This is a genomic window from Sphingomonas sp. (genome assembly GCF_031361285.1).
Taxonomy (GTDB): Bacteria; Pseudomonadota; Alphaproteobacteria; order Sphingomonadales; family Sphingomonadaceae; genus Sphingomicrobium.
On record NZ_JANMCO010000105.1, the window covers coordinates 42,640 to 65,337 of the forward strand.

The 22,698-nt window shown below is 64.6% G+C and carries 20 protein-coding genes and 1 tRNA gene; 10 read left to right on the forward strand and 11 right to left on the reverse strand.

Annotated elements, in window-relative coordinates; all coding sequences use genetic code 11:
- Window positions 1-24 precede the first annotated feature (24 nt).
- The 3 genes from hemH to RMO25_RS09910 are packed head-to-tail and all read right to left on the reverse strand — an operon-like array spanning window position 25 to window position 4,867.
- Complete coding sequence (hemH, locus tag RMO25_RS09900) at window positions 25-1,032, reverse strand: ferrochelatase (protein ID WP_309662440.1); 1,008 nt, start codon at window positions 1,030-1,032, stop codon at window positions 25-27.
- A complete protein-coding gene (locus RMO25_RS09905) occupies window positions 1,029-3,206 on the reverse strand; it encodes a molybdopterin cofactor-binding domain-containing protein (RefSeq protein WP_309662441.1) in 2,178 nt (725 codons plus the stop codon). The genes hemH and RMO25_RS09905 overlap by 4 nt, the downstream gene beginning before the upstream one ends.
- A complete protein-coding gene (locus tag RMO25_RS09910; RefSeq protein ID WP_309662442.1) occupies window positions 3,203-4,867 on the reverse strand; it encodes a class I adenylate-forming enzyme family protein in 1,665 nt (554 codons plus the stop codon). The genes RMO25_RS09905 and RMO25_RS09910 overlap by 4 nt, the downstream gene beginning before the upstream one ends.
- A gap of 72 nt (window positions 4,868-4,939) precedes the next feature.
- On the opposite strand from RMO25_RS09910, the gene lgt reads away from it, so the two are divergent.
- From lgt to RMO25_RS09930, 4 genes are all read left to right on the forward strand, one after another.
- On the forward strand, window positions 4,940-5,821 hold the full coding sequence (lgt, locus tag RMO25_RS09915) for a prolipoprotein diacylglyceryl transferase (protein ID WP_309662443.1): 882 nt from the start codon (window positions 4,940-4,942) through the stop codon (window positions 5,819-5,821).
- Window positions 5,822-5,847: 26 nt separating this feature from the next.
- The gene (locus RMO25_RS09920; protein WP_309662444.1) at window positions 5,848-6,801 is read left to right on the forward strand and encodes an SAM-dependent methyltransferase; all 954 of its coding nucleotides are present in this window, start codon (window positions 5,848-5,850) and stop codon (window positions 6,799-6,801) included.
- Window positions 6,798-7,562, forward strand: coding sequence for a peptidoglycan editing factor PgeF (gene pgeF / locus RMO25_RS09925; protein WP_309662445.1), 765 nt, complete (start codon window positions 6,798-6,800; stop codon window positions 7,560-7,562). The genes RMO25_RS09920 and pgeF overlap by 4 nt, the downstream gene beginning before the upstream one ends.
- A gap of 76 nt (window positions 7,563-7,638) precedes the next feature.
- Window positions 7,639-8,946, forward strand: coding sequence for a cystathionine gamma-synthase family protein (locus tag RMO25_RS09930; protein WP_309662446.1), 1,308 nt, complete (start codon window positions 7,639-7,641; stop codon window positions 8,944-8,946).
- Here RMO25_RS09930 and RMO25_RS09935 read toward each other — a convergent pair.
- From RMO25_RS09935 to RMO25_RS09945, 3 genes are read right to left on the reverse strand one after another with little or no spacing between them, the layout of a single operon-like run.
- Entirely contained in the window at window positions 8,943-9,614 is a 672-nt protein-coding gene (locus RMO25_RS09935; protein WP_309662447.1) for an HAD-IB family hydrolase, read from the reverse strand. The two genes, RMO25_RS09930 and RMO25_RS09935, sit on opposite strands and share 4 nt — an antisense overlap.
- Window positions 9,611-10,378: an NTP transferase domain-containing protein gene (locus tag RMO25_RS09940; RefSeq protein WP_309662448.1), complete on the reverse strand. Its 768-nt coding sequence runs from the start codon at window positions 10,376-10,378 to the stop codon at window positions 9,611-9,613. The genes RMO25_RS09935 and RMO25_RS09940 overlap by 4 nt, the downstream gene beginning before the upstream one ends.
- Window positions 10,375-11,358: a CDP-alcohol phosphatidyltransferase family protein gene (locus RMO25_RS09945; protein ID WP_309662449.1), complete on the reverse strand. Its 984-nt coding sequence runs from the start codon at window positions 11,356-11,358 to the stop codon at window positions 10,375-10,377. The genes RMO25_RS09940 and RMO25_RS09945 overlap by 4 nt, the downstream gene beginning before the upstream one ends.
- Before the next feature lie 257 nt (window positions 11,359-11,615).
- On the opposite strand from RMO25_RS09945, the gene RMO25_RS09950 reads away from it, so the two are divergent.
- The 4 genes from RMO25_RS09950 to RMO25_RS09965 are packed head-to-tail and all read left to right on the forward strand — an operon-like array spanning window position 11,616 to window position 15,068.
- On the forward strand, window positions 11,616-12,734 hold the full coding sequence (locus tag RMO25_RS09950) for an ABC transporter permease (RefSeq protein WP_309662450.1): 1,119 nt from the start codon (window positions 11,616-11,618) through the stop codon (window positions 12,732-12,734).
- Window positions 12,731-13,519 (forward strand): ABC transporter ATP-binding protein, encoded by a 789-nt coding sequence (locus tag RMO25_RS09955; protein WP_309662466.1) that lies wholly within the window; start codon window positions 12,731-12,733, stop codon window positions 13,517-13,519. Before RMO25_RS09950 ends, RMO25_RS09955 begins: the two co-directional genes overlap by 4 nt.
- The gene (locus RMO25_RS09960; protein WP_309662451.1) at window positions 13,519-14,469 is read left to right on the forward strand and encodes an MlaD family protein; all 951 of its coding nucleotides are present in this window, start codon (window positions 13,519-13,521) and stop codon (window positions 14,467-14,469) included. The genes RMO25_RS09955 and RMO25_RS09960 overlap by 1 nt, the downstream gene beginning before the upstream one ends.
- Window positions 14,469-15,068 carry an ABC-type transport auxiliary lipoprotein family protein gene (locus RMO25_RS09965; RefSeq protein ID WP_309662452.1) on the forward strand — a complete coding sequence of 200 codons (600 nt, stop codon included), beginning with the start codon at window positions 14,469-14,471 and terminating at the stop codon, window positions 15,066-15,068. Before RMO25_RS09960 ends, RMO25_RS09965 begins: the two co-directional genes overlap by 1 nt.
- A 3-nt stretch (window positions 15,069-15,071) precedes the next feature.
- On the opposite strand, the gene pepN is transcribed toward RMO25_RS09965, so the two are convergent.
- From pepN to RMO25_RS09985, 4 genes are all read right to left on the reverse strand, one after another.
- A complete protein-coding gene (gene pepN, locus RMO25_RS09970; RefSeq protein WP_309662453.1) occupies window positions 15,072-17,675 on the reverse strand; it encodes an aminopeptidase N in 2,604 nt (867 codons plus the stop codon).
- 9 nt (window positions 17,676-17,684) lie between these two features.
- Window positions 17,685-18,614: a DMT family transporter gene (locus RMO25_RS09975; RefSeq protein ID WP_309662454.1), complete on the reverse strand. Its 930-nt coding sequence runs from the start codon at window positions 18,612-18,614 to the stop codon at window positions 17,685-17,687.
- Complete coding sequence (locus RMO25_RS09980) at window positions 18,611-19,612, reverse strand: beta-eliminating lyase-related protein (protein ID WP_309662455.1); 1,002 nt, start codon at window positions 19,610-19,612, stop codon at window positions 18,611-18,613. The genes RMO25_RS09975 and RMO25_RS09980 overlap by 4 nt, the downstream gene beginning before the upstream one ends.
- Window positions 19,613-19,700: 88 nt before the next feature.
- Window positions 19,701-19,775, reverse strand: a tRNA-Thr gene (locus RMO25_RS09985).
- An 86-nt stretch (window positions 19,776-19,861) separates the two neighbouring features.
- Here RMO25_RS09985 and RMO25_RS09990 point away from each other — a divergent pair.
- Window positions 19,862-19,990, forward strand: a complete 129-nt coding sequence (locus tag RMO25_RS09990; protein ID WP_309662456.1) for a hypothetical protein — start codon at window positions 19,862-19,864, stop codon at window positions 19,988-19,990.
- Here the strand turns inward: RMO25_RS09990 and RMO25_RS09995 are convergent.
- A complete protein-coding gene (locus RMO25_RS09995; RefSeq protein ID WP_309662457.1) occupies window positions 19,987-21,780 on the reverse strand; it encodes an aminopeptidase P family protein in 1,794 nt (597 codons plus the stop codon). The two genes, RMO25_RS09990 and RMO25_RS09995, sit on opposite strands and share 4 nt — an antisense overlap.
- A gap of 373 nt (window positions 21,781-22,153) precedes the next feature.
- Between RMO25_RS09995 and RMO25_RS10000 the strand changes: the two genes are divergently transcribed.
- Window positions 22,154-22,678 carry a hypothetical protein gene (locus RMO25_RS10000; protein WP_309662458.1) on the forward strand — a complete coding sequence of 175 codons (525 nt, stop codon included), beginning with the start codon at window positions 22,154-22,156 and terminating at the stop codon, window positions 22,676-22,678.
- Window positions 22,679-22,698: the final 20 nt, after the last annotated feature.

The window sequence follows — 22,698 nt, forward strand, 5'->3', positions numbered from 1 at the left end:
CTCCCAATGCTGAAGCCGACGCGCTTAGGTCGGTGAGCGCCATCCTTCAAGTTCGCGGGTGACCAGTTGCTCCAGCATGGTCATGCCCGTCGGTGAATCGTTGAGGCAATCGAGCCGCGCGAAATGCGTGCCGCCGGCGGCGAGGAATGAGTCGCGGCCGCGGATGCCGAGCTCTTCCAGCGTTTCGAGGCAATCGGCTGAAAATCCGGGCGCGGCGATGGCGATTCGCTGGACGCCCTGGCTCGGGTAAGCGGCGAGCGTCGCGTCGGTCGCTGGCTGGAGCCACTTGGCGCGGCCAAAACGCGACTGAAAAGCAACGTCGACCGGACGGCCAAGCGCGTCGCCCAGCAGCCGCGCGGTCTTCTGACAATGACAGTGATAGGGATCACCAAGCTCAAGCGTCCGTTGCGGCATGCCGTGAAAGCTCAGCAACAGCCGCTGCGGCCCAAAATCCAGCGTCGCCAATTGCCGGGTCAGACTTTCGCGCAGCGCGTCAATGTAGTGCGGGTCGTCATGATAAGGCGGTAGCGTGCGCAGCGCCGGTTGCCGGCGCATCGACGCCACCGCGGCGAACAACGCGTCGTTGGCGCTGGCGGTCGTCGCCGCGCAATATTGCGGATAGAGTGGTACGGCGAGAATGCGGCTGCAACCGGCGGCGGTCATTCGTTCAATAGCGCCAGCGATGCCGGGATTGCCGTAGCGCATCGCATGATCGACGACGACGACGTCGCCAAGCAGCTGCTGTAGCGCCTGCGCCTGTCGGCGAGTGATCGCCGCTAACGGCGAGCCCTCTTCGGTCCACACTTGGCGATAGGCGTGTGCCGACTTGGCCGGGCGCGTCCGCAACACGATGCCGTGAAGAATCGGCCGCCACAACCACGGCGGTATTTCGATCACTCGCGGATCGGTCAGGAATTCGGCAAGATAACGCCGCACCGCGCCCGGCTCTGGCGCGTCGGGCGTGCCAAGATTGATCAACAGCACGCCGATTCGCGGCGGCTGGATTGGCGGATGATCGGTCGGCGCAGTCACCCGACAGATGTCGGGTCGAACGGCAGGTTGCGCAACCTTTTGCCGGTCGCGGCGAAAATCGCGTTGGCGACTGCCGGTGCGAGTAACGCGACGCCAAGGCCGCTGACGCCGCCGGGCGCAGCGCGGCTGGGAATTAGCTGCACGTGAATCTCGGGCGTGCGGGCGATCCGCGGCAAGCCGATTGCGCCCAGGGGCCGCGAGCGGGGCATCCCAGCCGCCCAATCGGGCTCGCGGACGTTGGCCAGGCCGAGCGCCCAGATCAGCCCACCCTCAATCTGCTGTCGGACCAGCTGCGGGTTGACGATCCGTCCGCAATCGACCGCGGCGACCAGCCGATGCACCTCGACAGCCTGATCGGCGCCGATGGTCGCATTGGCCATCAGGCCGATGTGCGACCCGAAGGCCGAGCAAGCGGCGAGCCCGAGCGTGCTGCCACGCGCGCCGCCGTCCCAGTCGCCCGCAGATGCCGCGGCCTGGATGCAGCGCGCCAGCCGGGGATTGCCGCCCAGCAACGTCATCCGGAACGCCAAAGGTTCGAGACCCGCCGCGTGGGCTAGCTCATCGATGAAGCTCTCGGTGAAAAACGTCATCGCGCGCTGCGGGTGGCCGCGCAGATAGCCGGTTGGGAAGGGCGACTTGACCGGCACGGCATCGATGCTGACGTCGGGAATCGCGTAGGGCGGGATGGCGCCGTCGAGCGCGGTGCGGCCAAGGGCAGTCGTCGCGGCCTCGCTGGCGAACCGTCGGAATGCCGATCCGAGTCCATCGCTGATGGCGACGCGCATTTTCCACGCGGCGGTAATGCCCCCCGCACCGGGAAGTGCGGTCATTCTGGCTAGCGCGGCCGGCGCCACGCGATCGTGGTTCTGGGAGCTGCTGGGCGACAGGCTGAGCTGAACCGGCCGCTTGAGGTCGCGGGCGAGATCAACCGCCATAGCGACGGCGTCGGCTTCCATGGCGCGACCAGCGGAATCGCCGACCGGCATCGGATACAGCGTCACTTCCGACGCGTCCTGACCGGCAGCTTTGATGGCCGCGGCGCGGGCGAAGTCGGGTGCCTGGGAGGGGCCCCAAACTTCGAGATGGTCGCCGCTGAAACGCGCGGTGGCGGTCAATGGCTCGAGCCCGAGATGCTGCGCTGGAGCGACCCAATAGGTGGCGGACAAAGGACGCGAACCTTCGACCGCCGAATCGTAATCGCCGCGGCTGAACCAATTGCTGCCGTCGCCCGATTCAAGGAGCTGCTGGTGCATGGCAAGAATGCCATCCCGGGATGGCGATTCCGGAGCGGAAAAATGGGGGTTCGATGCATGGAGGGCGCGTTCGGCGGCCCACCAGCTGTCGGCTGCGACCGCAAGCCACTGGTTTCGAATGATAAAATTCGCCGAGTTTTGACGCCCAAAGCCGGTGAGGCGACCGCCGGGCGGGGCGATGCGGGCCGACGCGAACAGCATGTCGGGCAAGCGCACGTCGGCGGCGAAGCGAAAGCTGCCGTCACTTTTCGCCGGCAAATCGAGGCGCGGCAATGGCTGACCGATGAGGCGATTTTTGGGCGAGGTCCGCAGGGGCGGGTCTGACGGCGGGCTTTGGCCAGCGGCTTCTTCGGCGAGTTCGGCGAAAGTGAAGGTCCGCGCCTTTGTCAGCACGAAGCCGTCGGCGGTATCGCATTCGTCGACTGGAACGTCCCAGCGTTCGGCGGCGGCGGCAATGAGCATGGCGCGAGCCGTGGCGCCAGCAAGGCGGAGTGGCCGTTCGAATGCGCGGACCGAGGTCGACCCGGCAGTGATCCGCATGGCGTCCGAAATTTTCCAGCGGCGCAGGCGGCCGATGCCGTCAAGCCAGCCCTCCTCGCCAGCAAGCGAATTGGCGTACTCCGAACCAAGCGGCGCGGGCTCGACCGCGACCGTTTCCCACGCCGCGCCCAGTTCATCGGCGACGATTTGGGGCATCGCGGTCCAAATCCCCTGCCCGGTTTCGACCTGCGGCACGGCGACCGTCACCCGCCCGTCGTGGCCGATCTTGAGGAACGCGCCGAACGCCTGCTCACCGTTCCGCGTCGCCAGGTCGCTGGCGAGGTGCCGGGGCCAGGCGGCAAACGCAACAACCAGGCCAATGCCGATGCCGCCGCCAATCAGCAGCGTCCGCCGGTCGATGCTTGCCAGTGCTTCTCTCAACGGGCGTACTGGGCCTTCAGCGCGACCCGATCGATCTTGCCGGTGCCGAGGCGCGGCAGCGGTTCGGCCGAAAAAATCATCCGCCCCGGCACTTTGAACGCGGCCAGCCGCGTTGCGAGAAACGCGCGCAAGCCAGGCTCGTCGAGCGCACTGCCCGCCTTGACGTGGATGATGGCCAGGGGGACTTCACCCAGCCGATCGTCGGCAATGCCGAATACCGAGGCTTCGGCAACATCGGGGCAGGCGTAGCACGCGGCTTCGACCTCGGCCGCGGAGATGTTTTCGCCGCCGCGGATAATGATGTCTTTTTTTCGGTCGACGATGAACAGATATTCGTCCTCATCGAGATAGCCGATGTCGCCGGTACGCACGTAGCCGTCAGCGGTGAACAGCGCTTCGGTCGCAGCGGGATTGCGCCAATAGCCCTTGATGTTGGCGGCGGCGCGGATCGCAACCTCGCCGCGTTCCCCCGCCGGCAGATGGATGTCATTAGCGCCAAGAATGGCGACCTCCACCATCGGTTTCTGCGGCCGGCCAGTCGACGCGGGCTTGGCCGCATAGCCGCCCCAGAAATTACTGCAGCCGACGGCATTGGTTTCGGTGAGGCCATAACCGAGCGCCGGGCGGGCGTGCGGAAACTCATCCTGCAGCCGCTCGACGTGCGAAACGGGCCGCGGCGCACCCCCGGCGGTGATGTCGGTCATCGACGACAAATCATATTTGTGGCGGTCGGGGTGGTTCATCAGCTCGAGGCTCATAGTCGGCACACCGACGAAGTAGGTAATCTTCTCTTGCTCGATCAGCCGCAGCGCTTCGACCGCGTCCCACTTGGGCATCACCACCATACAGCGCCCGACAACGAAACTGTTGAGCATCACCGGCACTTCGCCGGTGACGTGGAACAAGGGCACGCTGAGCAGGGTCCGCGGGACCGGCGGCGGCCGCCCCTCGTCGGTCAGCAAGCCGAGCAGGGTCATCAGGCCGCTGGCGTAAGTGTAAGTGGCACTGGTCACCGCCCGGTGGGTCGACAATGCGCCCTTCGAGTCGCCGGTCGAACCGGAGGTGAAGAGAATTGTCGCATCGTCTTCCGGGGCGACGCCCGGAAGCACCGGTTCCACGCCTGGGACCGGCAGCAAGGGCTCAAGCGCTTCGGCCAGCGGCAGCTGGACCTCAAGGCACTGAATTTCGCACGCGCCGCAGACACTCTCGATTCGCTTGGCGCGCGGTCCGTCGGCGATGACCATCCTCGGCTCGACCAGGCGCATCGCATGATCGAGCTCGTGGGTTTGCCACCAGCCGTTAAGCAGCACCGCGACTCCGCCGGCTTTCATGATCGCCATGTAGGCGACGATCCAGCTCGGGCAGTTGCGCATAGCGATGCCGATTCGGTCGCCTTTGACGATTCCGCGCGCCGCCAAACCCATTGCGACTGCATCCGACCAATGGTCGAGATCGGCGAAGGTCAGCCGCTCGTCACCCGCGATCACGGCTTCCCGATCAGGATATAGCGCGCAGAAAGTCCGCAGCAGCCCGGGCACGGTTCCCGGGAAGTTGCCGGCGATCGCCCGACCTTTGGCATCGTACTCGATTACCAGCCGCCCGCCGGGGCCGATGATGCTGCCCAGCATTGCATCGAACTTGCTATCGAGTTCGCTTGGCATTGGCTTACAAGCGCTCCTTTGCCCTTTGCGGCAGTGCATCTTATGAGGCGCTGAACCTCAAGGGGGAAGTCCTTGCAAGCTGCCAGTTCCGACCAGGCCATCGCCTGGACCGACCTTCACCTGTCGCCGGTTGCCCTCAACCTCGGCTTCTTCGAGTTGCGATGGTACAGCCTCGCCTACCTCGCCGGCATTTTCATCGGCTATTGGTATTTGTTGAAACTCCTCAAGCAGCCGGGCGCGCCAATGGCCCGCCGCCATGGCGATGACCTCGTGTTCTACGCCGCGCTGGGTATCATCCTGGGTGGTCGCATCGGCTATGTCCTGTTCTATAACCTCGCATATTACCTCCAGCATCCGATCGACATCTTAAAGCTGTGGGACGGTGGCATGTCATTCCATGGCGGCGTGATCGGTACCTCGCTTGGCATTATCTACTTGGCCCGCAAGGAGAAATTGCCGTGGCTGAGGCTGCACGACTATGTCGCTTGCTGCGTCCCGTTCGGCCTGTTTTTCGGCCGCCTGGCGAACTTCGTAAACCACGAGCTGTGGGGGGCGCCGACCAACGTCTCATGGGCGGTCCGCTTCCCCGAAGTGGCGATTACCGGCGACTCGATATTGGGCCCGCCGCGCCATCCCAGCCAGCTGTACGAAGCCGGGCTTGAAGGCATCGTCCTGTTCGCCATCCTGTGGTGGATGTTCTGGAAGACCGACGCGCGTTATCAGCCGGGCAAGCTCGTTGGCGCTTTCATCTTCCTTTACGGCTGTTTCCGCTTCGGCCTCGAATATGTGCGCGAGCCAGATTCGCAGCTCGTCGGTTTTGCCGCGGCGACCGGCCTGCACATGGGACAGTGGCTGTCGCTGCCGATGATCTTCGGCGGCCTTTTCCTGATGCTGACGGCGGCCAAGCGGCGGGTGCGGGTCGAGCCGACGGTGGGCACGGCGAGCGTCGCCTGAGCGCCTTTCGCGACAGTTTGGTGGCGATGATTCGCGACCAGGGCCTGATCAGCGTCGAGCAGTATATGGGCCTGTGCAACGCGCTTTATTATGCGACTCGCGATCCGCTGGGCGCGGCGGGTGATTTCACCACGGCGCCGGAGATCAGCCAGATGTTCGGCGAAATCGTCGGCGGCGTGCTGGCTGATTGCTGGTTGCGGGCGGGCGCGCCGCCGAACGCGGCCTACGTCGAGCTAGGCCCCGGTCGCGGCACACTCGCCGCCGATGCGCTTCGGGTGCTGCGACATGCCGGATTCGCGGGCGCCGTGCACTTTGTCGAAACTAGTCCGCTATTGCGCGACGCCCAACGGCGGCGGCATCCCCAAGCCGATTGGCATGACAGCCTGGTCACCATCCCCGCGGGCCAGCCGCTGCTGCTGGTCGCCAACGAATTCTTCGACGCGCTGTCAATCCGGCAGTGGGTTGGCGCAAAAGAGCGCCGAATCCTGTTTGAAGGCGATCGGCTGGAATTCGACGTAAATGGCGCAATCCGCGAAGATTCGCCGGCTCGGGACGCCGTCGCCTGGGAAATCGGCGCGCAACTCGATGTCCGCGGCGGTGTTGCCCTGATCATCGATTACGGCCATGTGAAGACGGGCCTCGGCGAGACACTCCAGGCGGTCCGCAGCCATCGCTACTCCGACGTGCTGGCCAACCCGGGCGAACAGGACCTCACCGCGCATGTCGATTTCGAGGCGCTGGCCAAGGCGGCATCCATCGGCAGCATCAAGGTGACCCGGGTCGTGTGCCAAGGCAAATGGCTCGAACGACTTGGGATCGGCGCCCGCGCCGCCGCCCTTGCTGAAGCCCATCCGGAACGGGGGCAGGAAATTGCGTCGGAACGGGCGCGCCTGTGCGACGCCGATGCGATGGGCGAATTGTTCAAAGTGATGGCGATCCACTCGGCAAATTGGCCGTCACCCGCGGGTTTTGACGAATGACCGTCGAGGTGATCCAGGCAGCCAATCTGGGCGGCTTTCCGCACGGCTTCCTCGGCCGTCGCGGCGGCGTGTCGACGGGCGATCTGGCGGGCCTCAACGTCGGTTACGGCAGCGATGATAACCGCGCAGCAATCGCCGAGAACCGCAAGCGGGCGGTTGCCGCCGTGCTGCTTGGTGCAAGGTTGGCGACCGTGCACCAAATTCATTCGGCCGAGGTCGTCGAGGTCGAGCAATTGTGGACGCAGGACCAACGGCCCCGTGCCGACGCCATGGTCACCGATCGGCCGGGCCTGTTGCTTGGCATCCTGACCGCCGATTGCGCGCCGGTGCTGCTGGCCGATGCGCAAGCCGGCGTGGTGGGCGCGGCCCATGCCGGATGGCGCGGCGCGCTCGCCGGTGTGACCGATTCGGCGATCGTGGCGATGGAAAAGCTGGGCGCAAAACGCCAGCGGATCGCCGCCGCAGTCGGTCCGTGCATCAGGCAAGCGTCCTATGAAGTGGATGAGTCGTTCCGCGCGCGATTTCTTGAGGTGGATTCCGCCAATGAGAAATTCTTCGCCAGCGGCCCGGCAGACAGGCCGCACTTCGACCTCGAGGCTTATGTCGCCTCCCGACTGACGGCGGCCGGTATCACCAGCGTCGAAACACTTAGTCTCGATACCTACGTCGATGCCGACCGCTTCTACAGCTACCGTCGCTCAACCCACCGCGGCGAAGCCGACTATGGCCGGCAGCTGAGCAGCATCGCCGTGCCGCAATAGTTGACCGCGCTCCAAGCCCGTCCTAGCCGCGCCGGTGGGACTGGGTCTAAGGGGTATCTCGTACAGGAGACAAACCTTGCCCACCAAAGACGACACCAGCGGCGCGACCACGCGACGGACGCCCAAGCCCACCCCGACCAGCATCGGCAATCACAAATTGAGCGCCTCGACGCTGATGATGGGATACGGTTTCGACCCGGCCTTGAGCGAAGGCTCGTTGAAGCCGCCGGTGTTCCTGACGTCGACCTTCGTGTTCGAAAATGCGGCCGCCGGAAAACGCTTCTTCGAAGGCGTCACTGGCAAGCGTGCCGGCGGCCCCGAGGGCCTGGTTTATTCGCGCTTCAACGGGCCCAACCAGGAAATCCTCGAGGACCGGCTGGCGATCTGGGAAGACGCCGACGATGCGCTGGCGTTTTCGAGCGGGATGTCGGCGATTGCGACGCTGCTGCTGACGTTCGTCCAACCGGGCGACGTCGTGGTGCATTCGGGGCCGCTTTATGCGGCGACCGAAACACTGATCGCCAAGATCCTCGGCCGGTTCGGGGTGTCGTGGCTGGACTTCCCGGCTGGCGCGACGCGCGAGGAGATCGATGCGGTCATCGCCGCCGCCAAGGCCAAAGGGCGGGTATCGCTGATCTATCTGGAAAGCCCGGCCAACCCGACCAACGTCCTGGTCGATGTCGAAGCCGTCGCGGCCTCCCGCAACGCTGCGTTCGGCGCCAATGACCTGCCGCCAATCGCTATCGACAATACGTTCCTCGGGCCGTTGTGGGCCAAGCCGCTCGCCCAAGGCGCCGACCTTAGCATCTACAGCCTGACCAAATATGCCGGCGGGCACAGCGACCTCGTCGCCGGCGGCCTGGTCGGTAAGCAAAAGCTGATCGACCAGGTGCGGATGATGCGCAACACCATCGGCACGATCTGCGATCCCAACACCGCCTGGATGCTGCTCCGGAGCCTGGAGACGCTCGAGCTGCGCATGGACCGCGCGGGGGAAAGCGCGGCGAAAATCTGCGCGTTCTTGCGCGATCATCCCAAGGTCGATAGCGTCGTCTATCTGGGCTTTCTCGAGGAAGGTTCGCGCCAGGCGGACATTTACAACCGCCACTGCACCGGCGCCGGATCGACGTTTTCTCTCTACCTTAAGGGCGGCGAGAAAGAGGCATTCGCGTTCCTCGACGCCCTCGTCATCGCCAATCTGGCGGTCAGCCTCGGCGGCACCGAGACGCTGGCCAGCGCGCCCGCCGCGATGACCCATTTATCCGTGCCCGATGAGCGCAAGCAGGCGCTCGGCATCACCGACAATCTGGTGCGCATCTCGATCGGCGTCGAGGACGCCGACGATCTGATCGCCGATTTCGAGAATGCGCTAAGGGCTGTTTAGCCCCAGTCTTCGATCGCCCAGCCGCGGGATTTGGCGAGGCGCTGCAGCGGGCCATGGGGATTGACCGCCACAGGTTCGTCCGCCCACTCAAAGGTCGGCGCGTCCGAGGCGTGGTCGGAATAGAAGCGGACGTGGCCGTGCTTGCCTTTGAGACCCGATTTCTCGACCCAGGCGGCGATCATCCGCAATTTCGCCTCGCCGTATGCATTCTCGCCTTCGATCCGCGACCGCAGGCGCTCGTCGAGGCCAATTACGGAGCCCGTTCCAATGACGTCATCGAAGCCCAAACGCTTAGCGATCGCGTCGGCGTAGAGCCGGTACGATGCCGTGGCGAGGACCAGCCGCCGGCCTTCCTTCTTGTCGCGGGCGATCGCTTTCAGCGCGCCGGGGCGAATGTTGCGGGCGAGGGTGGCGTCGGCGAAGCTGTCGACCAGCGGCTTCAAATCCTTGGGGTGGATCGACCGCCCGAGCAGGAGCCAGTGGTTGATTTCCTTGAGCTTGCCACGGTCGATCAGCTTGGCCGCATAGCCGAGCATCGACGCCGCCGTGATCGGCAGGAGCAATAGCCGCCACGGTGCGCGTCGCAACGCGCTATGGATCAGGAACGGCGTGTAGGTGCCGATGCGCGTAACGGTGCGGTCGAGGTCGTAGATCGCCAGATCGCTCATGCGCTGCCTGCCAATATCGCTTCGACCAGGCGGTGGTCGTCGGGCTTGTCAACGTCGACCGCGGCGAGCGGGTCCGTCATTGCAATGGCGCGGACGTCGAGGTCGAGCTTGCGCCCGATGCGCTGCAGCACCTGGTCAAGCGTCAGCAGGCGCAAGGCTGCGCCGAGGAACAGCGTCGGACCCATCGCCATCAGCAGCCGCCACCCTATCTTGCGATCCTGTTCGACACCACGCCACAGCGCGATCGCCGGGGCGACCTTTGAGGACTTGAGCATAAACAAGTTGGCGCCGCTGTAGGCCCCGCCCCGAAAGCGGATCCAGGTCCGCCGCGTGGCCGGCAACCGCTTGAGCAAGGCGGTGCGCTCGACGACAGCAATGGCGATGTCGGCTTGCCCCGTGCGGTCGCAGAAATCTTCGATCATGCCCTGGTCGAGCAGGGCGTGGTCGGCGGTGGTGACCAGCAAGGGCCAGACAGTCGCGGGATCATTGCAGATGGCGTCGAGCGTCGCCGCGATCGTGTCGCCCGAAAGCTCGACCGTCAGCCGCGGATTGGCCGGCAGTACGGCGGCGATGCGCTCGGGCTGCTGGGTGAGTACGCGGATCGCGGTGAACCGCTCGTCCGCCAGCAAGGCCATGACCGGGCGGCGCACCATTGGTTCGCCCGAAACCGGGATCAGGGCTTTCAAATCGGTGCCGTAGGATTGCGCGAAGGCATCCGTGCCGGGCCGCGAACCGGCGAGCAGGACGGCCGTCCAGCCGCTCATGCCAGCCAAGAGACGATTGGTTCGCCCCGCTCCGCCTTGACGCTCGCTTGCGCCAGCCGGACCGCGTGAAAGATCACCGAGACAATCGTCCACAGGCCGACGAGCTTGATACCGACGTCGGGGCGGCCGAACAGCATAGCGGCAACGAGAATTGCCATGTTGGGGTTACGCCGCGCGGTGATCAGCCGGAAGCGGCTGTCGATCCGCTCCCACACATGGATGTGCATGCCGCCGAAACGGCGCATGAAAATGCCTTCGATCAGACGTTGGGCGACGTAGCCGCCGACAATCGCCCACAGCAGCATGGTCGCGTAGATCGGCTCCAACGGCCGGCCGTAGGTGGCGAGCCCGTGAATCCACGCCCACCACCAGAAGGGCGGGTGAATGAGGTCGATGCCGTGGTCGAACACATTGCCCCATTTCGACGACGTGCCGGTGCAGCGCGCGAGCTTCCCGGCGATCGTATCGAGCAACATGAAAGCGAAGCCCGACGCCACGCCGAGCCAGTAATGCCCGCCCCAGAACAGCCAGAAAGCGAGCAAGCAAAGCATGGCGCCCACGGCCGTGACCATGTTCGGGGACAGGCCGGCTTCGGCCGCCCAACGAGTCAAATGGAACGCGGGATTGCGCCACAGGTATAGGGTCAGCGCATCGGTCACGCCCTGGTACGCCGCATCATAAGCAGCCTGTTCGACGACTTCGGGATTGGCGGCGTCGAGCACCATCACGAACGGCCGTTCGCGCTTGCGCAATGCGGCATAACTAAGTTCGAAGGTTTCAGCGGCGATGGGTTCGAGCCGGTCCAGAGCCGCCAGGTCGCCTCGCACCATCGCCTCGGCAATCATGGCAGGCGCCGGGCCACCGACCGGGACGTGGGCAAGCACGGGCTTTCCAGCGAGGATCAGCACGCTCGCCGGCCGCGCTGCCATCGCGTTCAGCCACGCCGGGTCCCACGCGTAATCGAGGCTGGCGATCAGCATAGCCCGACCGGACTCGACCAAGTCCGCACAGTCAAACCCGGCGTTCGATGCCAGCCGGCACGCGCGTGCTTGGGCGCCCATCCCGAACAATCGCGCGGAGTTGGACCCGACGGGGACAAACAGCATTGGCGGCTCGGTCGGCATAGGCCAACGCGCATAAAGGGGAGATCGGCGGCAGGGAAGCCACGCCATTGGCCGGCCCTAACCTCGGCCCCGGACTTGCCCAAGCTTGGGATTTCGCGCACTAAATTGCGCCAATGGCCGGTCAGGAAGAAATCCCCGCGGAGTCTCGGCAAACGAGGGACGGCGCAGGCGACACCTATCGCGTCGCCGGCGCGCTGACGATCACCCGCGCCGCCACCACTGCCCGCGAAATCGACGCGCTATCCGACCCGCTAACCATCGACTTGTCCAAAATCGAGCGGATGGACACGGTCGGGGCGTGGATCATCCACCGCGCGATCCGTGATCGCAAGGCCAGGATCGTCGGCGCCAGCGCGAGCGAAATGAGCCTGCTCGAGCAAGTCGCGGAGGCCGACAAGCCAGTCCAGGTCCACCCCGAGGAAGAACGCGGTTTCTTCCCCATGCTCGACGAGCTGGGGACGTGGATGTCCGAAATCGGGCAGACGCTGGTCGGCCTGCTCGGTTTTCTTGGCGCGACCGTGATGGCGTTCGCCAACCTCATCCGGCGACCGAAGCGCTTTCGCGTCAACGCCATCATCCAGCGGTTCGATGTCGTCGGCGTGCGCGCGCTGGGGATCATCGGCCTGATGACCTTCCTCATCGGCGTGGTCATCGGCCAGCAAGGCGCGGTCCAGCTCGCCCAGTTCGGCGCCGAGGTCTACACCATCAACCTCATCGGCCGCATTTCGGTGCGCGAGCTGGCCACGCTGATGACCGCGATCATGGTCGCCGGTCGGTCGGGCTCGGCGTTCGCCGCGCAGATCGGGACGATGAAGATTACCGAGGAAATCGTCGCCATGCGGACTATTGGCGTGTCGCCGATCGAAGCGTTGGTCATTCCGCGCCTGATCGCCAGCGTCGTGATGATGCCGCTGCTGGCCTTTTTCGCCATGATCATGTCGCTTTTGGGCGGCGGCATCTTCGTCTGGCTGGTGCTCGATATCCCGCCGCTGACCTATATCCAGCGGCTGCAGGAAGTGATTCCGATGACCGATTTCTACATCGGCATCATCAAGGCGCCGGTGTTCGGCTTCATCATCGCGCTGGCCGGCTGCTTCCAGGGCATGCTGGTGCAAGGCAATAGCGAAGAAGTCGGGATGCGCACGACCACCGCCGTGGTCCAGTCGATCTTCCTGGTAATCGTGCTCGACGCGGTGTTCGCGGTGTTTTTCAGTTCGATCGGGTGGAAATGACGGGCAAGCCGATCATCTCCGTGCGCGGGCTGCACAACAGCTTCGGCGATCAGGTCATTCATGATGGGGTCGATCTCGACGTTTTTCGCGGCGAGATTCTCGGTGTGGTCGGTGGCTCGGGTACCGGCAAATCGGTGCTGATGCGATCGATCATCGGCCTCCAGCGGCCCGACGCCGGGAAAATCACCGTCCTCGGCGAGAATATGATCGACCGCAGCGAAGACGAAGCGAAGAACATCCGCCGCCGCTGGGGCATCTTGTTCCAGAACGGCGCCCTGTTCTCGACCCTCAGCGTCGCCGAGAATGTCGAAGTCCCGATTCGCGAATATTTCCCTTTCCTCAAGCCCCCGCTGCTCGACGAAATCGCGTCGTTCAAGATCGCAATGAGCGGGCTCGAGCCCGACGCCGGGCCAAAATATCCGTCCGAGCTGTCGGGCGGGATGCGCAAGCGCGCCGGACTGGCGCGAGCGCTGGCGCTGGATCCGGAGCTGTTGTTCCTCGACGAGCCGACCGCCGGGCTCGACCCGATCGCCGCCGCCGCGTTCGACGAGCTGATCCATTCGCTGCAGCAACGCCTCGACCTGACCGTGTTTTTGATCACCCACGATCTCGACACACTCTATACGATCTGCGACCGGGTTGCGGTGCTGGCCGACAAGAAAGTAATAGCAGTTGGGACGATTCCGGAACTAATGGCTTTGGACCACCCTTGGATTCAAGAATATTTTAACGGGCCACGCGGCCGCTCCGCGGCAATCAGCCACAAGGAACCAGTCGAAGCCTGATGGAAACGCGATCCAATCATGTCCTCGTAGGTGCAGTGGTCCTCGCGATGCTCGCGGGGCTTTTGCTGTTCGCCGTCTGGCTGGCCGGGCTGTCGAACAACAAGACTCGCTGTTTCGACATCTATTTTGCCCAAGCGGTAAGCGGCTTGAACAAAGGCTCCGCCGTGACCTTCTCCGGCGTTCCAGTGGGCCAGATTGAGAAAATCTCGCTGCTTCCCGACCGCCCCGAATTCGTCTGGGTGCGGATCAACGTCGATGACGAAACGCCGGTGCTGCAAGGCACGACGGCCGAAATCAAGGGCGTCGGCTTCACCGGGGTAAGCGAAATCCAGCTGACCGGCGCGGTCAAGGGCGGCCGCCCGATCAATACGCCGGGACCGCAGGGCTGCCCGGTCGTCCCGTCGAGCTCGGGTGGACTTGGTGCGTTGCTAAATAGCGCACCGGAGCTGATCGACCGCATCCAGCGGCTGACCGAGCGGCTGACCGAAATGCTCAGCGACAAGAACCAGAATTCGATCGCCGACATTCTCGAGAATATCGACAAGACGACCAAGGTCCTGGCCGAGCGCGCACCCGACCTTGCCGACGCGATGAAGGATGCCCGCACGGCGGCGCGGGAAGCCGGCATCGCCGCCCACAATGTCGGCCTGCTCGCCGACAGCACCAATCGCCTGGTCAACGAGCAAGGCAAACCCGCCGCCGAGGATATGCGCAAGGCGATCGCCGCGGTCCAGCATGCCGCCGAAAACCTCGACGCGATGGTCACCGACGCCCGGCCCGGCGTGCAGAATTTGACCAAGTCGACGCTGCCTGAAGCCAATCGCATGGTCCGCGACCTCCGCGAGCTGACGACGTCGCTGCGCGGCTTCACCGAGCGGCTCGAGCAAAGCGGGATCGGCGGATCGCTCGGACCCCAGAAACTGCCCGACTACAAGCCAAGGAAACGCTGATGAAGCTGCCGCTGCGACTTGCCTTGCCAATCGCCTTGGCGGCGGCGCTGAACGCCTGCCTGGGCGGCCTGATGGGCGGCGGCAAGGCGCCGGCAACCTTGCTGACGCTGACCGCCGAAGCGCCGATGCCAAGCGACTCCAGCCGCTCCTCCAGCGCTGGCGAGGCGGTAACCATCGCGCTGCCGATCGTCGCCAAGGAAATTCGCACGATCCGCGTTCCGGCGCGGGTCAGCGCGACCGAGGTCGCCTATGTCAAGGATCTGCAATGGGTCGATACGCCCGACCGCCTGTTCCAGGATCTGCTCGCGGAGACCGTTCGGCGGACCACTGGGCGAGTCGTACTCGACCCCAAGCAGGCGACCCTCGACCCTGGCGTGGTGGTATCCGGGCAATTGTTCCAGTTTGGCTATGACGCGGCGGCGCAGGCGGTGATCGTTCGCTTCGACGGCGCGCTCACCACCGGCGGCGGAGCGCGGGTGGAAACCCGGCGGTTCGAGGCGCAAGTCCCGGCCAGTGGTGACGCGGCGACGGTCGGCCCGGCGCTCAACCAGGCGGCCAACCAGGTCGCGCTGGAAGCCGCGAAATGGATCGGGCGCTAGGCGCTAGCCAAGGCTTTTGGACGCCTGTTCGTAGACGTCCTTGGATAATCTCGGGGCAGCAACGATCCGCTCAAGCTCGGCGCGCATCAAAGCGGCACGAGCCGCGTCAAATCGTTTCCAGCGGCCGAGCGGCGGGACCAGCCGGGCCGCCGTGCTCGGGTTCAATTTGTCGGCGGCAAGGATCATGTCGGCGACAAAGCGGTAGCCGCGCCCTGACGCGTCATGAAATGCCCACTGATTGGCAGCGAACGTCCCGGCGAGTGATCTCAGGCGGTTGGGGTTCGATAGGGTGAACGCCGCGTGCGTCGCCAGGCGCTCGACCTCGTCAATCGTCTCGCGCCGCTGCGCCGATGCTTGCAACGCAAACCATTTATCGATCACTAGCGGGTCGTCCTTGAAGCGATCGTAGAACGCATCCAGCGCCGCCACCCGTTCGGGCTGGTCGAGCGACACCAGCACCGCCAGCGCGCCCTGGCGATCGGTCATATTGTCAGCCGCATCGAACTGCGCCTTGGCGAGTGCCGCCCCTTCCTTGGCATCGCTTGCCGCGAGCAATCCCAGCGCCACGCTCTTGAGCCGGCGGACGCCTTTGGCGGTGACGCCGAGGTCGCCGCCCGGAGCATCGGCGATTGATCGCGCCCGGAGCAATGCGTCGCGAAGGTCAGCGCCGAGGGTCGCGCGCAGTTGCTCGCGGGCCGCATGAATCGCGTCGGGATCGACGGTGTTTAGGCGCTCGCCGATACTGCTTTCGGATGGCAGCAGGATCGCTTCGGCCTTGAACGCCGCGTCGAGCGAATTGGACTGCAGGATATTGCCGATTGTCCGGACCAGTGGCGCCGCATCAATCGGCTCGCGGCGCGTCGCCGCGATCAACGCGCCAAGCATCAGTTCCTGCATCGCTTCAAAGCGCGCAAAGGCATCGCTGTCGTGCCGGGCAAGAAGCTCAAGCTCGTCGGGACCCCGCTCGGCGGCGATGATTACCGGGGCCGAGAAATCGCGGTTGATCGACAATAAGGGCGGTTCGGCGACGTCATCGAACCGGATGCTCTGGCTGGCGCTGTCGAGGATGATCAGGCGTTCGGGTGCAATCTCACCGCCGCTGCCGGCGCCAATCAGCGCCGTCCGCAAGGGAATCGGCATCGGACGCTTGTCCGGCTGGCCGGGCGTCGGCGATTCGGTCTGCGCCAAATGCAGCGTCGCGGTCCGCGCGTCGGCGTCATGATCGAGCCGCGCCGTCACCTTGGGCGTGCCGGCCTGGCTGTACCAAATCTTGAACGCGGACAGGTCGACGCCGCTCGCGTCCTCGAGCGCTTTGACAAAATCGTCGCAGGTCGCCGCCTCGCCGTCGTGGCGATCGAAATAGAGGTCGGTCCCGGCGCGGAATTTCTCGGGTCCGAGCAATGTATGAAACATGCCGATCAGTTCCGCGCCCTTGTTGTAGATCGTTGCGGTGTAGAAGTTCGAAATCTCAATGTAACTGTCGGGCCGCACTGAATGGGCGAGTGGCCCCGAATCCTCGGGGAATTGGACGGCCCTGAGCATGCGCACGTCTTCGATCCTTTTGACCGCGGCGCTGCCCATGTCGGCCGAGAAGCTCTGGTCGCGGAAAACCGTGAAGCCTTCCTTCAAGGACAATTGGAACCAGTCGCGGCAAGTGACGCGATTGCCCGACCAATTGTGGAAATATTCGTGGGCGACAACCCGCGCGATGCCGTCGAAATCGGCGTCGGTCGCGGTGTCCTGGTCGGCCAGGACATAGGCCGAGTTGAAGATGTTGAGACCCTTATTCTCCATCGCCCCCATGTTGAAATCGCTGACCGCGACGATGTTGAACTGGTCGAGGTCATATTCGCGGCCGTAGACGCGCTCGTCCCACGCCATGGCTGCTTTCAGGCTGTCCATCGCATGGGCGGTGCGGGGCAAGTCGGCTTGCTTGACCCAGATGGCGAGTTCGACGGCGCGGCCAGACATGGTGGTGAAGGTATCGCGGTTGGGCGTGAGGTCGCCGGCGACCAACGCAAACAGATAGCAAGGCTTGGGGAACGGGTCTTCCCATTGCGCCCAATGGCGGCCGTCGTCGCCGGAGCCCGAATCGACGCAATTGCCGTTGGTCAGCAGCACCGGGAACGCCGCCGCTGCGGCTTCCATCCGCACCCGGTAGCGGCTGAGCACATCGGGCCGGTCGGGGAAGAAAGTGATGCGGCGAAAGCCCTCGGCCTCGCACTGGCTGTAGAGTCCGCCGCCCGACGAGTAGAGGCCCATCAGCTTGGTGTTGGCGATGGGCTGGATTTCGACCTCGGTCTCGATCGTCGCGCGGTCGCCGTCGATTGCGATGACCAGGGCCGGCCCGTCCATCGACCAGCGCGCACCGCCGCCGTCGACCGACACGTTGAGCGTGGCCAGGCCGTCACCGTCCAGGCGCAGCGGGCGGTCGTGAGCGCCGTTGCGGGTGACAGTAAGCGTGGCGCGGACCCGCGTCGCCGCGGCATCGAGGGCGAAATCGAGCGCGATCTCGGGCACCAGCCAGTCGGGCGGTCGGTAGTCCTCGCGTCGGGTGGCATTGTGCTGGGGCGGAATCAGGTCTTCGGGAAGGGTTCTGGCGTCCATCGGCGGGCCTTAGTCGGCTGCCGGGGCGGTCACAAGCGAGCGGCTGCGGCTGAGTGCGCCGAGCATTCCGCCGAGCGCGAGAACCGCCCCGGCAACCGCCAGCGGCGTCCAGCGATAGCCCTCCAACGCGGTCGAGAAGCCCATGGCGATAATCGGTACCAGAACGCTTGAATAAGCGGCCTTGCCGGGCCCAATTCGGCGAACCACCGGGAAATAGAGGCTGAAGGCGAGCGCCGAAGCGAACAGCGCGAGATAAAGCACCCCGGCCCAATAGCCGATCCGGTACTCGATCACTGGCGGGCCGGCGAACAGGAAAGCGAAGGCCGCGTCGATCAACGCGCCCATGCCCATCGACCAGGCGAGCAAGGCGAACAATGGATAAGCGCGGACCTTGTCGCGCGCCTGGAAGACATTGGCCACCGACGCCCCGGTCATGCCGACGAGGGTAAGGCCAATCCCTGTGAGGATGGCCGCACTCCGACCGGGATGCTCCTGCAACTCATGGACGAATAACAAAGACATGCCCGCGACGGCGGCCAGCGACCCCCAAATGAAGCGGTGAGACGGGCGTTGGCCCAAGAATGCCCAGCCGAGCAGCGTGTTGGGGATCACCAGCAAGGCGAACACGGTCGCCACCAGGCCCGAGGTGATGTGGCGCTCGGCAAGGTAGACGGCGTTGAAATTGACGAAAAACTGAAACACTCCAAGGAACAGCACAGCCTTTACCGCGCCGCTGTCGAAACTAAGCTTCTCGCCTTTGACCCGCGCCACAACCGCCATCGCCGCGGCGGCGATGATGAAGCGATAAGTCACCGACCATTGCGGCGGAACCGTGCCCAATTGGTCGCGGATGACGATCCAGGTGGAACCCCAGATGCCGGTGAAAATGATGAAGGGGAGAATGACCGCGGCGAAGTTGGAGCGCGGCGGCGATGTCACAGGGACTTGATCGCCGCGGCGAGCTTGTCGACCGACCCGCTGTCCTGGTCCCAGCTGGTGACCAGCCGGATTTGGCCCGAACCCCAATCGTAAAAATCGAAGCCCAAGGCGAGCAACCGTGCCGCTTCGTCGGCCGTGACGCGCAGGAATAGCTCGTTGGCCTCGACCGGATAGACGAGCCTGTCGCCGGCTGCAGCCGCCAGGGGCCGCGCGGCGGCGTTGGCGGCCCGCGCGTTTGACAGCCACAGATCATTGTCGAGCAGCGCCAATATTTGCGCGGCGAGCATGCGCCCCTTGGACAGCAGATGGCCGGCGCGCTTGCGGCGAACCAGCACTTCGTCCGCCATCTCGGGCTTGAACAGGATCAGCGCTTCGGCATTGAGGCCGCCATTCTTGACGAAGCCGAACGACAAGGTGTCGACCCCGGCCCGCCAGCTGAGGTCGGCCGGGCTGGCGCCGGTCGCGACGACGGCGTTGGCGAAGCGGGCGCCATCCATGTGCAGGCCAAGCCCGTGCGATTTGGCGAGATCACCCAGTGCAGCCACCTCGGCCGCACTATGGACCAGGCCGTATTCGGTCGCGTTGGTGATCGAAATCGCGTGCGGCTGGACCTGGTGGACGTCCTTGCGGATGCCGTCGAGTGCGCCCGTCACCAGCTCCGGCGTCACCTTGGCGCCCGGCCCGTCGAGCAGGATCAGCTTGGCGCCGTGGGTGAAGACAGCCGGCGCGCCTGCTTCATCGACCTCGATGTGCGCGTCGCGGTGGCAGATGATGCCGCCATAAGGCGGGCACAGCGCCGCCAGCGCGAGGCAATTCGCGGCGGTGCCGGTGGTCACCCAAAGCGCCCGCACTGGCGTCTCGAACAGGTCGGAGAAGGCACCGTCGAGCTTCAAGCTCCACGCGTCGCCATCATAAGCCGTGTCGAGCCGGTTGGCGGCAATGATCGCGTCGAGCACCGCCGGGTGGGCGGCCGCCGCATTGTCCGAGAAGAACCGCATCGCACCGCGCATGGCGGCTGTCGCCGACAGCGTCAATGTCGAGGGATTTTCATGCTCGCCATGCCCCCGGCATGGCTGTGCGTGAAAATGGTGCTGCCGGTGAGGATTGAACTCACGACCTCAGCCTTACCAAGGATGCGCTCTACCACTGAGCTACGGCAGCACTGCGAGGAGGTCGCGCCTTTGACCGTGAGGGCGCGTGCCTGTCAACCCGCTTGCCGGGCCCGCGTTCAACCGCCAGGGCGGCAAATGATGGCGGACAAGAAAACCGAACGCGACCAGCGGCTGGCGGCCGCGCTGCGCGACAATCTCAAGCGCCGCAAGGCGGGAACGCGCGAGCCAGCGCCGAAGGCCTCAAGTCCAACCAAGCCCGCCTAAAGCGGCGCGCAAGCAGCTTCGAGCCAGGCCAAATCGTCGCCGGACAGGCGCGGGGCGATCTTGGCCAGCACGTCGGCATGGTAGCTATTGAGCCAGTCCAGCTCCTTCGCGCTCAGCATGTCCTTGACGATCAGCCGCCGCTCGATCGGCGCATGGGTCAGGGTGTCGAAGCCGAGCATCTCCTTCTCGGCACCTTCGACCTGCTTTTCGACCACCAGCACCAGATTCTCGATGCGGATGCCGTAGGCGCCGGTTTTGTAATAGCCGGGCTCGTTCGACAGGATCATGCCGGCCGCCAATGGCTCGTCGCCGCCCGATTGCGAGCTGGTCATCGGGGCGATGCGTTGCGGCCCTTCGTGGACGCCCAGAAAGCTGCCAACCCCATGGCCGGTGCCGTGGGCGTAATCGAGGCCCGCATCCCACAACGGCCGGCGTGCAAAACTGTCGAGCTGACCGCCGCGCGTGCCCTTGGGGAACAGCGCCGTGGCGAGGGCGATATGCCCCTGCAGCACGCGAGTGAAGCGGTCGCACATTTCGTCGGTCGGCTGGCCGATGGGCACGGTGCGGGTGATGTCGGTGGTGCCGTCGACATATTGGCCGCCCGAATCGACCAGATAAAGGCTGCCGCTTTCGAGCTTGCGGTTGGTCTTTTCGGATGAGCGGTAGTGGACGATGGCGCCGTTGGGCCCGGCCCCGGAAATGGTGTCGAACGACAGATCGCGCAGTTCGGGATTTTCGCGGCGCAGCGATTCGAGGTGATCGGACGCGGTCAATTCGTCGAGCTCGCCCTGGGGAGCCTCCTCCTCGACCCATTTCAGGAAGCGCGCAATCGCCGCGCCATCGCGGGCTTGCGCATTCTTTTGGCCGGTAATTTCGGCCGGGTTCTTGAGCGCCTTGGGCAGCACGGTCGGGTCGCGGATCGGCAGGATCTTGGCGCCGGCTTTCTCCAGCGATTCGAAGATCGCGGCGACCGCGCGTTCGGGGTCGACCGCCACGATCTTGCCGTTGAATTTGGCGAGGAACGGGTCGAATTCCAACCGTTCGTGCAACCGCACGCCATTGCCGAGGTGCTGGCGGACGTCGGCGCCGATTTTTTCACCGGCAACGAACAAATCGGCGGTGCCGTCGGCATTGACGATGGCATAGGCCAAAGCGACCGGCGTGCGGGCAACGTCGGCGCCGCGGACATTGAACGCCCAGGCGATCGAATCGAGGGCCGACAGGACCGCCGCGTCGGCATTATGCTTGGCCAGCCAGTCGGCGATGTCGGTGCGCTTCTCGGCTGCGTTCTTGCCGGCATGTTGGTCGGGCTGGACGACCAGATGCGCCATCGACGCCTCGGGACGATCTTCCCACACGGCATCAATCGGATTGCGCTTCACCGGCACCAGCGTTGCCCCGCGAGTCGCCAGCGACTCGCTCGCTTGCCGGACCCAGTCGCGGCTGTGCAGCCACGGGTCGTAGCCAATGCGGGCGCCTTCGGCCGCATGCACCATGAGCCAATCGTCGATGCTGGTTTCGGGCACCGACTGATAGCTCCACTCGCTGGCGCTGACCTGGCTGCGGACCTGGAGCGTGTAGCGGCCGTCGACGAAGATCGCGGCCTCTTGCGGCAACACCACCGCCGACCCGGCCGAGCCTTCGAAGCCGGTCAGCCAGGCCAGCCGCTGGGCGTAACTTCCGACATATTCGCTCATATGCTCGTCGGTCAGGGGGACGACAAAACCGTCGAGACGGTCGGCTTTCAACTGCTCGCGCAAAGCGGCGAGGCGATCGGCATAGGACGACATGGGCTAACTCCCTCGCCTCTCCGCTAGTCGAACAGGGGCCGTTCTTAAAGGCCTGCCCGCGCGTGAAAGTTCGCCAAGTTCACTCCCCACCGCGCGCGCACGCGAGGGAATCCCGCGAAACGCAGCGAATGCAGCGAACCCGCGCGCACGCGCGCGAGGCCTGGGACGGGGTGTGTCGGTTTTGTCCGTTTCGTGGTGATTCAGATCGCTCATCCACCAGCTTGGATCACAATTACCCACCTGTAGGAAAGCATTTTCCTATGTCCGCTTTCGACCCATTGCGGACGTTAGCAGGTATGCCCGCATTGACGCAGCCGCTGGCCAAGCTAGCTTCGCTTCCATGGTTAGGTCGCAAGGGAAAAGGAAGGCGACGATGAGTACTGCGGTCATCATCGCCGGCCTCATCGCCGCAATAGGTGTTGCAGGTGTCCTCGTGACCTTGAAGCCTGATTATATCGCATTGGATCGCGGCAAAGTGGGTATGCCACGATTACTGAAGCAGACGGAGGTTCGAACAGACGATCTACCTGCTTTGGTTCGAGCTATGTCTCGCGGAACGGCTTCAGTAAGATACGCAGCTCTAATGTTTGGCACCCCAGACCGCCCATCTGATGAAGATGTGTTGAACATCCAAGTCTCTGTGGAGAATGGTAAGGCAGGCTTCGATTGGGTCCTGCTGGCTCCACGAAACATAGAGGACCAAGAGAAGTTCAGGATATTCGCCCGTGCGCATGGCGCCGAGCCAGTAGCCCGATCAAAGAATGAAGTTTCATATCTCCGCGTCGAGCGTGCGGATGTCGCGAAGTTTACTGCCAGCGTCGTGACCGAAATGTACGACCGCCCTCCGAATGAGCCGCTCGGGCTCGTTTATGAAGGGTTCGACTGGCCGCAAAGCTGATCCGCGCTAGCGTCCGCTTC

What these genes read in the sequence shown, in the direction of transcription:
- RMO25_RS09910 (WP_309662442.1), bottom strand. Translation starts at nt 4,867, where the DNA reads ATGCCAAGCGAACTCGATAGCAAGTTCGATGCAATGCTGGGCAGCATC.
- RMO25_RS09920 (WP_309662444.1), top strand. Translation starts at nt 5,848, where the DNA reads ATGATTCGCGACCAGGGCCTGATCAGCGTCGAGCAGTATATGGGCCTG.
- pgeF (WP_309662445.1), top strand. Translation starts at nt 6,798, where the DNA reads ATGACCGTCGAGGTGATCCAGGCAGCCAATCTGGGCGGCTTTCCGCAC.
- RMO25_RS09935 (WP_309662447.1), bottom strand. Translation starts at nt 9,614, where the DNA reads ATGAGCGATCTGGCGATCTACGACCTCGACCGCACCGTTACGCGCATC.
- RMO25_RS09940 (WP_309662448.1), bottom strand. Translation starts at nt 10,378, where the DNA reads ATGAGCGGCTGGACGGCCGTCCTGCTCGCCGGTTCGCGGCCCGGCACG.
- RMO25_RS09945 (WP_309662449.1), bottom strand. Translation starts at nt 11,358, where the DNA reads ATGCTGATCGCCAGCCTCGATTACGCGTGGGACCCGGCGTGGCTGAAC.
- RMO25_RS09950 (WP_309662450.1), top strand. Translation starts at nt 11,616, where the DNA reads ATGGCCGGTCAGGAAGAAATCCCCGCGGAGTCTCGGCAAACGAGGGAC.
- RMO25_RS09955 (WP_309662466.1), top strand. Translation starts at nt 12,731, where the DNA reads ATGACGGGCAAGCCGATCATCTCCGTGCGCGGGCTGCACAACAGCTTC.
- RMO25_RS09960 (WP_309662451.1), top strand. Translation starts at nt 13,519, where the DNA reads ATGGAAACGCGATCCAATCATGTCCTCGTAGGTGCAGTGGTCCTCGCG.
- RMO25_RS09965 (WP_309662452.1), top strand. Translation starts at nt 14,469, where the DNA reads ATGAAGCTGCCGCTGCGACTTGCCTTGCCAATCGCCTTGGCGGCGGCG.
- pepN (WP_309662453.1), bottom strand. Translation starts at nt 17,675, where the DNA reads ATGGACGCCAGAACCCTTCCCGAAGACCTGATTCCGCCCCAGCACAAT.
- RMO25_RS09980 (WP_309662455.1), bottom strand. Translation starts at nt 19,612, where the DNA reads ATGCGGTTCTTCTCGGACAATGCGGCGGCCGCCCACCCGGCGGTGCTC.
- RMO25_RS09990 (WP_309662456.1), top strand. Translation starts at nt 19,862, where the DNA reads ATGATGGCGGACAAGAAAACCGAACGCGACCAGCGGCTGGCGGCCGCG.
- RMO25_RS09995 (WP_309662457.1), bottom strand. Translation starts at nt 21,780, where the DNA reads ATGTCGTCCTATGCCGATCGCCTCGCCGCTTTGCGCGAGCAGTTGAAA.
- RMO25_RS10000 (WP_309662458.1), top strand. Translation starts at nt 22,154, where the DNA reads ATGAGTACTGCGGTCATCATCGCCGGCCTCATCGCCGCAATAGGTGTT.